The 8393-nt window shown below is 70.9% G+C and carries 10 protein-coding genes; 3 read left to right on the top strand and 7 right to left on the bottom strand.

All coding sequences use genetic code 11. The annotated features are described in order from the left end of the window. The 3 genes from VOI19_RS08990 to VOI19_RS08980 all read right to left on the bottom strand — a co-directional run. A partial coding sequence (locus tag VOI19_RS08990; protein WP_416366365.1) for a RidA family protein occupies positions 1-162 on the bottom strand: 162 nt, incomplete at its 3' end. A gap of 41 nt (positions 163-203) precedes the next feature. Further along, entirely contained in the window at positions 204-356 is a 153-nt protein-coding gene (locus tag VOI19_RS08985; RefSeq protein WP_165699027.1) for a hypothetical protein, read from the bottom strand. Between the two features lie 29 nt (positions 357-385). Next, the gene (locus VOI19_RS08980) at positions 386-2083 is read right to left on the bottom strand and encodes a BCCT family transporter (RefSeq protein WP_323792626.1); all 1698 of its coding nucleotides are present in this window, start codon (positions 2081-2083) and stop codon (positions 386-388) included. Between the two features lie 195 nt (positions 2084-2278). Between VOI19_RS08980 and VOI19_RS08975 the strand changes: the two genes are divergently transcribed. Further along, positions 2279-3439, top strand: coding sequence for a hypothetical protein (locus VOI19_RS08975; protein WP_323792625.1), 1161 nt, complete (start codon positions 2279-2281; stop codon positions 3437-3439). A gap of 75 nt (positions 3440-3514) precedes the next feature. Then, complete coding sequence (locus VOI19_RS08970; protein ID WP_323792624.1) at positions 3515-4768, top strand: hypothetical protein; 1254 nt, start codon at positions 3515-3517, stop codon at positions 4766-4768. Between the two features lie 35 nt (positions 4769-4803). Here the strand turns inward: VOI19_RS08970 and VOI19_RS08965 are convergent, their stop codons facing one another. The 3 genes from VOI19_RS08965 to VOI19_RS08955 all read right to left on the bottom strand — a co-directional run bounded on the left by VOI19_RS08965 (position 4804) and on the right by VOI19_RS08955 (position 6825). Continuing rightward, the gene (locus VOI19_RS08965; RefSeq protein ID WP_323792623.1) at positions 4804-5340 is read right to left on the bottom strand and encodes a hypothetical protein; all 537 of its coding nucleotides are present in this window, start codon (positions 5338-5340) and stop codon (positions 4804-4806) included. Positions 5341-5413: 73 nt separating this feature from the next. Next, positions 5414-6055, bottom strand: a complete 642-nt coding sequence (locus tag VOI19_RS08960; RefSeq protein ID WP_323792622.1) for a CoA transferase subunit B — start codon at positions 6053-6055, stop codon at positions 5414-5416. Next, positions 6052-6825, bottom strand: coding sequence for a CoA transferase subunit A (locus tag VOI19_RS08955; RefSeq protein WP_323792621.1), 774 nt, complete (start codon positions 6823-6825; stop codon positions 6052-6054). The genes VOI19_RS08960 and VOI19_RS08955 overlap by 4 nt, the downstream gene beginning before the upstream one ends. 131 nt (positions 6826-6956) lie before the next feature. On the opposite strand from VOI19_RS08955, the gene VOI19_RS08950 reads away from it, so the two are divergent. Beyond that, positions 6957-7721 (top strand): IclR family transcriptional regulator, encoded by a 765-nt coding sequence (locus tag VOI19_RS08950; protein WP_323792620.1) that lies wholly within the window; start codon positions 6957-6959, stop codon positions 7719-7721. Here VOI19_RS08950 and VOI19_RS08945 read toward each other — a convergent pair. Continuing rightward, the coding region (locus tag VOI19_RS08945; RefSeq protein WP_323792619.1) for a hypothetical protein at positions 7718-8393 on the bottom strand (676 nt) is incomplete at its 5' end. The genes VOI19_RS08950 and VOI19_RS08945 overlap by 4 nt on opposite strands.

The following is an 8393-nucleotide window of genomic DNA, read 5'->3' as shown; positions in this document are numbered from 1 at the left end:
ATAGGCCTCCTCGGCGCTGACCTCCGCGCCGACCTTGCCGGTCGTGATCAGCTCACCCGACCGCATCGGGAGCTGGCCCGAGGTGAAGACGTGGTTGCCCGACCGCACGGCCGGCACGTAGACAGCAACGGGCTTGGCGACCTCGGGGACCGCCAAGCCCATTGCTGCCAACCGCTCTTCGGGGCTGTTCGCCGCGCTGACCACTACTGCGCCGGACGCTTGAGGAAGGCGATCAGCCCACCCTGGGCGTTGGTCTGGATGGTGACCAGCTCCCAGCCGTCCTGGCCGAAGTTGTTCAGCATCAGCGCTTCGTTGTGAAGCGGGATCGGTGCGACTTGGTACTCCCATTTCGTCATGCGCCGCACCCTACTCGCGCCCGCCCGAGCTAGCGCCGCGAGGGCTTCGCCGGCTTCGCGGGCTTCGCGGGCTTCGAGGGCTTCGAGGGCTTCGAGGGCATGGCGGTCGCAGACGTCTCGGAGATGACGTGCTCGACCATCTGGTCACGCGCCCAGGCCCGCTTCTTGCGTTGGATCACCCGGTCCTCGGCCAGCAACGCCTTGCCCGTGGCCACCGCCATCAGGACCATCACCACGCTGAACGGCGCCGCCACCAGGATCGCGGTCGTCTGCAGCGCTGTCAGGCCACCGGCGACGAGGAGCACCGCTGCGATGACGCCCTCCATGATCGCCCAGAAGACGCGGTTCCAGACGGGCGGGTTGAGGTTGCCGCCCTCGGAGAGCATCGCGACCACGAACGAGCCGGAGTCGGAGGAGGTGACGAAGAAGACCACGATCAGGAACATCGCGATGATGCTCAGCAGGGTCGCCATCGGCAGGCCGTCGAGCAGCTGGAACAGCGCGGTGTTGGTCGACACCGAGCCGTCCTCGCCGATGAACCCGCCGTCACCGAAGACCTCGGCGTAGATGGCCGAGCCCCCGAGCACCGAGAACCACAGGAACGTGATCATAGTCGGCACCAGGAGCACCCCGGTGATGAACTGCCGCACGGTACGACCGCGCGAGATGCGGGCGATGAAGACCCCCACGAACGGCGCCCAGCTCATCCACCAGCCCCAGTAGTACGTCGTCCACGACGACAACCACGCCGCTCCGTCCTCCTGGAACGGACGGACGTTGAACGAGAGGTTGAGGAAGTTCTGGAGGTAGGAGCCGATCTGCGTGACGAAGTCGCTCAGCAGGAAGACGGTCGGTCCGAGGATGAGCACCAGCAGGAGCAGGACCCCGGCCAGGCCCATGTTGACGTTCGAGAGGAGCTTGATGCCCTTGTCGACGCCGCTGATGACCGAGGCGAGGGCGATCGCGGTGATGACGGCGATCAGGACGACGAGCAGGCCCGTGCCGGCGTTGTCCACGAATCCGAGGAAGTTGAGGCCGGCGCCGAGCTGGGTGACACCGAAGCCGAGCGACGTCGCGACGCCGCACAGGGTGCCGACGACGGCGATGACGTCGATGAGGTCACCCCAGCGACCCAGCACCTTCTCGCCGAAGAGGGGCTCGAGGGCCCAGCGCAGCGAGATCGGGCGGCCCTTGCGGTGCACGGCGTAGGCGATGGCCAGACCGACCACCACGTAGATGGCCCAGGCGTGCAGTCCCCAGTGGAGGAACGTCGTGTCGAGCGCGCTGCGCGCCTGCTGCGACTCGTCCCCGGCCGGCGAGCCCGGCGGCGGGGAGGCATAGTGGTTGAGCGGCTCGGCGACGCCCCAGAAGACCAGACCGATGCCCATGCCGGCCGCGAAGAGCATCGCGAACCAGGACTTGATGCCGAACTCGGGGTCCTCGTCGTCCTTGCCGAGGACGATGTCGCCCATCCGGGAGACGGCGATCCACAGCGAGAAGGCGACGAAGCCGGTCACGACGGCGACGTACCACCAGCCGATCTTCTGCACGACCTCGGTGTTGGCCGAGACGAGGGCCTCGTCGAGCTGGGTGGGCCAGATGGCGGCCACGAGCGCGAAGAGCACGAGCAGGATCGCGGCGGGCACGAACACCCGGGGCGCGTTGAGAAGTCGGGGGGAGGAGTCCGGCGCTTGGTGCGCCTTCTCCGTGGGCGGGCTCTGCGTCATCTGGCTGCCTCTCGGGTGGAAGTCGATTCGGGCAAGGGGACGACGTTACCGAAGCCCACCGCCCTGCTGCACCCTCCCGTGCGGTGACAGCCTCCCAGGGTGACCCGGGCCACGTCGAGGCCCGTTCAACGTTTGAGAGCCCTGCGCCGTTGACTCCCTGACCGCACCACCGCTCACGGGCACTCGGGAGTCCACATGACCATCACCCCACCCGGAGCACCCAGAGCACTGCTCGCGGCTTCGCTCGTCGGCCTCGCCCTGGGTGCGACGCCGCTCGCGCCCGCGTCGAGCGCCTCGGCCACGGCGCCTGCGCCCCAGGTCTCCACGCTCCCGGTTCCAGGCAACCCGCTGAAGGTCGCCGCCTTCGACGAGACCGCTCCGCCACCCGTGCGCGACGTCGCCTCGCTCACCGTCCGCGCCGACGAGGGCTCGCTCGCCGACGTCACCGCGACCGTCGTCGAGAGCGAGGGCCTGTACGTCGACCCCATGGTCGCGACGTTCCCCACCATCGCCAGGGGTAGCGCCGAGCTCGTCCGGTACGCCGTCCGAGGGACCACCACCGGTCTGCACACCCTGACCTTCGAGGTGACCGCGGCCGGCGCCGAGCCGCAACGGGTCACCCTGCCCTACGTCTGGCGACCCGGCGGCGCTCCGATCGACGGCGGCGACTCCCTCGCCGGCCGCCTCCTCGGCGTCAACGGACTCGACAGCTTTCCGTGTGGCTCGGACGAGGAGAGCGCCTGCACCTTCCGCTACTCCCACCGGCTGGCCTTCCTCGACGACGCCCGCGTCAGCCGCTCGCTCGGTCTCCGCAGCGCTGCCGCCTGCACGCGCGGCGGGCGGTGCCCGCGCTACTGGTACGACGAGGAGTCCGGGCTGGTGCAGGTCGGCTGGGGCACGATCGGCCGGCTGACCGACACCGCCGCCTTCGTCGGCGGCGAGCGCTACGTGTCGCTGACCTACCCGGGCAAGGGAAGGCGACTCAGCGGCCGCTGGCTCTACGGCGCGCACGTCGACGAGGGCCGTGGGGTCGTCGAGCAGCTCCTCACCCTGCGCAAGACCGGTCGCTTCAGGCTGCGCTTCGCAGTCGACACGACCCGCCGCACCGCCTACGGCGAGCCCGAGGTCGGGTCGTCGTACGGACGGACCCTGGCCGGCAGCTATGCGATCGGTCGGAACGGCCGCCTCGCCCTGAGGTCCCCGCGGCGCGACACCACGATCGCCACCCTTGCCCTGGTCACGGACCGCTCCGGCCGGCCCAGCCCCGGCAGGCGCGGCGTGTGGCTGGACCAGACGATCAACCCGCCTGAGGGCGGGTCCTTCGTCGACGGCAACCGCCTGAACCCACTCGGCTGAGCCCGGACGGCTGAGCCACCCACCACTCCACCACCACTTCACCACCACTCCACCACCAGCTGCACGGAGGTCGTCATGCACCACCTCGCCTCACGCCGACCGATCGTCGCGGTCGCGCTGCTCTCCCTGCTCGTCCCGCTCGCCCTGCTCACCCCGACGACGATGTCGGCCTCCACCGCCGCGGACGTCGTCCCGCCCCGTCACGCGACCGCGCTCGACCCCGCGCCGGGGTTGCAGGTGAGCAGCTCGCCCCGCCCGGAGAACCCGCTCGAGGTCTCCGGGCCGGATGGCCCCTACCCCCCGACCTCCCCCGAGGAGTGCGTCGCGGCCGGCGGCGCTCCGCACAGCGAACGCTGTCAAGACGTCATCCTCACCATCAACGACACCGCTCCCCTCGAGGACGTGACCGTGACCGTGGTCGAGAGCGACGACCTCTTCGTGGTCCCCATGGAGGCGACGATCGGCGGTCCTGACAGCGACGAGACGACCTCCGAGGAGGTGGCCTTCGTCGTCCAGGCCAGGACGACGGGTCTGCACACGCTGACCTTCGAGGTCACCGCGCCGGGGCGCGAACCACGCTCCCTCACGCTCCCCTACGTCTGGCGGGCCGGCGGGCGGCCGCTGCCGGGCGGCGACTCGCTGGCCGGACGCCTCTACGGCGGCACCGGGAGCCCCACGCACAACTGCGCGAAGGAGGGCGGGTGCACCTACCGCTACGCCGAGCGGCTGTCGTTCCTCGACGGCGACAGCGTCAGCAAGCGCCTCGCCGTCCGCGGCAAGCAGGTGTGTGGCCCCGAGGGCAGGTGCCCCACCTACCGCTACGACCGGACGACCGGGCTGGTGCAGATCGGCAGGCGCATGATCGGTCGGGTGACCGGCCACGCCGCTTACTTCGACGGCTTCGCCTACGACCGGATGGCCTACCCGAAGCGAGGGCAGCGCCTCGACGGGACCTGGCACTTCGTCGCGGACGTCGACGAATCCCTCGGCATCGCCGACCAGTACCTCCGACTGCGCGACGACGGACGCTTCCGGCTCACCTACGTCGTAGACACCCACCGGCACCCCTCACCGCCCGACGCGGAGACGCGCTACGGGCACAAGCGGCTCGGCACCTACCGGATCGGACGCCACGGGCGACTGCGCCTCAACGACGGCAAGCACAAGTCGACCGAGATCGCGACGCTGGCGCTCGTGACCACACCGAGCGGCCGACCGCGCGCGGCCGCGAGGGGCGTGTGGCTCGACGTGTCGGTGTCACCGCCGGACTTCGGGCCCCACTTCATCGACGGCAACCGCCTCGACCCGGTGTCGCCTCCGACCGGCTGACGTTCGTCATGGCAACCTCGCGCTGGGATGCCGCCCTAGGTGGCGGGAATGTCGCCCCACGGGCCGCGTACCGGGTTGGGGGTGATGCCTGCCGGCGGCGGGACGGAGGTCGTGACGTCGATCGAGCCGCCCACCAGCCCACCGACAGCCGGCTCGACCCCGACGGTGAACACCAGCGAGCTCGGCTGCGTCGAGCTCGCGTCGGGGGCGCCGGGGATCGCGCCGTTGAAGGTGTACTCGCGGATGAACGCAGAGCCCGCAGGTGTGACCCCACTGAACGTCCAGCCGTCGCTCACGAACGAGGGATCGCCGGTGGCGATCTGGCCCGCGCTCGACCTCAGGGTCACGATTGCGGTGGCCGTCGTCGCGCCGGTGTTGAGGTTGTTGTAGTCGACGGTGGTCGTCATCTTCAGGTTCGGCCGGTCAAGGACTCCCACCACGGTCTGCGTGATGCTGGCCGCGCCGCTGGCGGCGAAGGCCGGAGCAGCGCTGGCAAGCACGATCGCCGGAGCCGTCCAGGCGGCGCCTTTCAGGACGGAGCGACGGCTAGATGCTGATGGTGACTCGGGCATGACTTCCCCTTGGCTCGAACGGGCGTCCCTCCCTGGCGGGAGAGTAGTCCCGTCCGTCCGGACCCGCAGCCGATCAGCTCGAGAGCGGCGGCTCGGTCTTGTCGCGGATCTCGTCCTCGGTGACGCCCGGGGCGAGCTCGACGAGCCGGAGGCCACCGCCCTCACCGGGAGGGATCACGTCGATGACGCCGAGGTCGGTGATGATGCGCTGCACGACCTGCTTGCCGGTGTAGGGCAGCGAGCACTCGTGGACGATCTTGTAGGCGCCGTCGCGGGCGACGTGCTCCATCAGCACGATGACGCGCTTGGCGCCGTGCACGAGGTCCATCGCGCCGCCCATGCCCTTGACCATCTTGCCGGGGATCATCCAGTTGGCGATGTCACCCGCGGTCGAGACCTGCATGGCGCCGAGGATCGCGGCGTCGATCTTGCCGCCGCGGATCATCCCGAACGACGTCGCGGAGTCGAAGATCGACGCTCCGCGGCGCAGAGTGACGGTCTCTTTGCCGGCGTTGATCAGGTCGGGGTCCTCCTCGCCCTCGAAGGGGTAGGCCCCGGTGCCGAGCACGCCGTTCTCCGACTGCAGCACCAGCTCGACGTCGTCGGGCACGTAGTTGGGCACCAACGTCGGCAGTCCGATGCCGAGGTTGACGTACGACCCGTCGGACAGCTCTGCGGCCGCCCGGGCGGCCATCTGCTCGCGATCCCAGCTCATGCCCGGCTCCTCACGGTCGTCTTCTCGATCCGCTTGTCCGCGGCCTGCTCGGGGGTGAGCGCGACCACGCGCTGCACGTAGACCCCAGGGGTGTGGATGTCGTTGGGCTCCAGCTCGCCGGGCTCGACGAGGTGCTCGACCTCGGCGATCGTCGCGCGGCCACACATCGCGGCGAGCGGGTTGAAGTTGCGCGCGGAGTCCTTGTAGATCAGGTTGCCGTGGCGGTCGCCCTTCCAGGCGCGCACCAGACCGAAGTCGGCGACGATCGCCTCCTCCAGCACGAACTCGCGGGTCACGCCGTCGACCTCGAAGTCGCGGGTCTCCTTCGGCGGCGAGGCCTTGATGACCTCACCGGCGGAGTTGTAGAGCCAGGGCAGGCCGCCCTCGGCGACCTGGGTGCCGCCACCGGTGGCGGTGAAGAACGCCGCGATGCCCGACCCACCGGCGCGCATCCGCTCGGCGAGCGTGCCCTGCGGGGTCAGCTCGACCTCGAGCTCACCAGCGAGGTACTGGCGGGCGAACTCCTTGTTCTCCCCCACGTAGGAGGCGACCATCCGCCGCAGCCGGCCGGCCGCGAGCAGCCGTCCGAGCCCCCAGTCGTCGACCCCGGCGTTGTTGCTGAACGCCTCGAGGTCGTCGACCCCGGAGGCCAGCACCGCCTCGATCAGCACCGACGGGATGCCGCACAACCCGAACCCGCCGACCGCGAGGGTCGAGCCTGACTTGATGTCGGCGACCGCGTCGGCTGCCGAGGAGACCACTTTGTCCATGGCGCAGACTCAACTCGGCCCGGAGCCCGTGGTCAACCGTCGATCGCAGGTCAGGCGCAAACCGGTCATCTCACGGCAGCCGGCTCGTCGACGCGTTCACTGAGTGGACGCCGAAGGGTTAGGGTCGAGGCGTGACAGCACCCGTGGACGTGGTCGCCCGGGTCGGACTGCTGCTCCGCACGGTGGCGCAGTTCGAGCCTGCGGGTGCCACGACCACCCAGATCAGCGAGGCGAGCGCGCTGGCGCGACCCACGACGCATCGCCTGCTCACGTCCCTGGCCCAGCAGGGCCTCCTCCAGCGCGTCGGCGAGACAGCCCTGTGGCAGCTGGGGCCCGAGCTGCACTTCCTCGGCCGCTCCGCGGCCCCGCGCTACGACGTCACCCACCTGGCGCACCCGTTCGTGCGCACGCTGGCGGTCGAGACCGGGGAGAGCGCCTTCTACTCCGCCCGCCGCGGTGACGAGTCGATCTGCCTCATCCGGGAGGACGGCGCTTTCCCGCTCCGCTCCCACGTGCTCAACCACGGGACCCGGTTCCCGCTCGGGGTCGCCTCCGCCGGCCTGGCGATCCTCGCCTTCCTCCCGGGCCCCGAGCGCGAGGAGTACCTCGACCGCACGGACCTCACCGGCGCCTTCGGACCCGAGCACACCGCCGAGAAGGTGCGGCAGCGGCTGGACGCCACCCGGGCTGCCGGCTACGCCACCCACCCCGGGCTGCTCGTCGAGGGCAGCTGGGGCATGGCCGCGGCCGTATTCGACCCGGACGGGACCCCGGTCGGTGCCCTCAGCCTCACCGGGGTCGCGCACCGCTTCTCCGACGCCCGGCGACCTGAGCTGGGCCACCTCCTCCTGGCGGGAGCCCACTCGCTCTCGCACCGGCTCGCCCAGCGCTCCTAGCCGTCCTGGTCGCCGCCGACCCGCAGCCCCCAGGACGGGTCCGTCACGACGTCCTCCAGGGCCTCGAACGTCACCGGAGGCGCCTCGGTGAGGACGTCGCCGTTCGGGCTGCTGCAGTTGCAGGCGAGAGCGGTGACGGCACGCCCGTCGGTGCGGAAGGCGGTCACGCCGCGCAGCACGCCGTCCGACTCGGCCAGCCGCAACGGGCCCTCCTCCGACACCGGGGCGAGGAAGGCACCGTCGGCCGGGACCTCGTAGCGGCCGACGACCGAGCCGTCGTCCCGCGTGGTGCAGGTGGCTCGACCTCCGACGAAGCGCGAGCACCGCTGGGCGGCGTCCGAGCGGTAGCGCTCCAGCGACAGGTCGCCCAGGTAGGAGACCCCTGCGGGGTCGGGCGACCACTCGAAGCGGGCGGTGAAGATGATCCGCGGGGTGGTCCGGTAGTACCGCGCGATCGACGGCACGGCGCTGCCGCCGACCACGTCTCGGAAGAAGCCTGCGGGTCGGTAGCCGCCGCCCTGGATGATCGCGGGCGCGGTGTCGTCGGGGTCGTCGGGGTCGCGGTCGGCCGGGGTCACCGCGGAGTCCTCCCCGAGCAGGCCTGGTACGACGACCACGCCGGCCACGCCCACCGTCACGGCCACCGCGGCTGCGGCCAGCCCGCTCCGCACC

It is taken from the genome of Nocardioides sp. (assembly GCF_034670285.1).
Lineage (GTDB): Bacteria > Actinomycetota > Actinomycetes > Propionibacteriales > Nocardioidaceae > Nocardioides.
Note: the sequence above shows the minus strand (reverse complement) of the source record. Positions and strands in the feature narration are given on the sequence as shown.

What these genes read in the sequence shown, in the direction of transcription:
- VOI19_RS08975 (WP_323792625.1), top strand. Translation starts at nt 2,279, where the DNA reads ATGACCATCACCCCACCCGGAGCACCCAGAGCACTGCTCGCGGCTTCG.
- VOI19_RS08970 (WP_323792624.1), top strand. Translation starts at nt 3,515, where the DNA reads ATGCACCACCTCGCCTCACGCCGACCGATCGTCGCGGTCGCGCTGCTC.
- VOI19_RS08960 (WP_323792622.1), bottom strand. Translation starts at nt 6,055, where the DNA reads ATGAGCTGGGATCGCGAGCAGATGGCCGCCCGGGCGGCCGCAGAGCTG.
- VOI19_RS08985 (WP_165699027.1), bottom strand. Translation starts at nt 356, where the DNA reads ATGACGAAATGGGAGTACCAAGTCGCACCGATCCCGCTTCACAACGAA.
- VOI19_RS08965 (WP_323792623.1), bottom strand. Translation starts at nt 5,340, where the DNA reads ATGCCCGAGTCACCATCAGCATCTAGCCGTCGCTCCGTCCTGAAAGGC.
- VOI19_RS08955 (WP_323792621.1), bottom strand. Translation starts at nt 6,825, where the DNA reads ATGGACAAAGTGGTCTCCTCGGCAGCCGACGCGGTCGCCGACATCAAG.
- VOI19_RS08980 (WP_323792626.1), bottom strand. Translation starts at nt 2,083, where the DNA reads ATGACGCAGAGCCCGCCCACGGAGAAGGCGCACCAAGCGCCGGACTCC.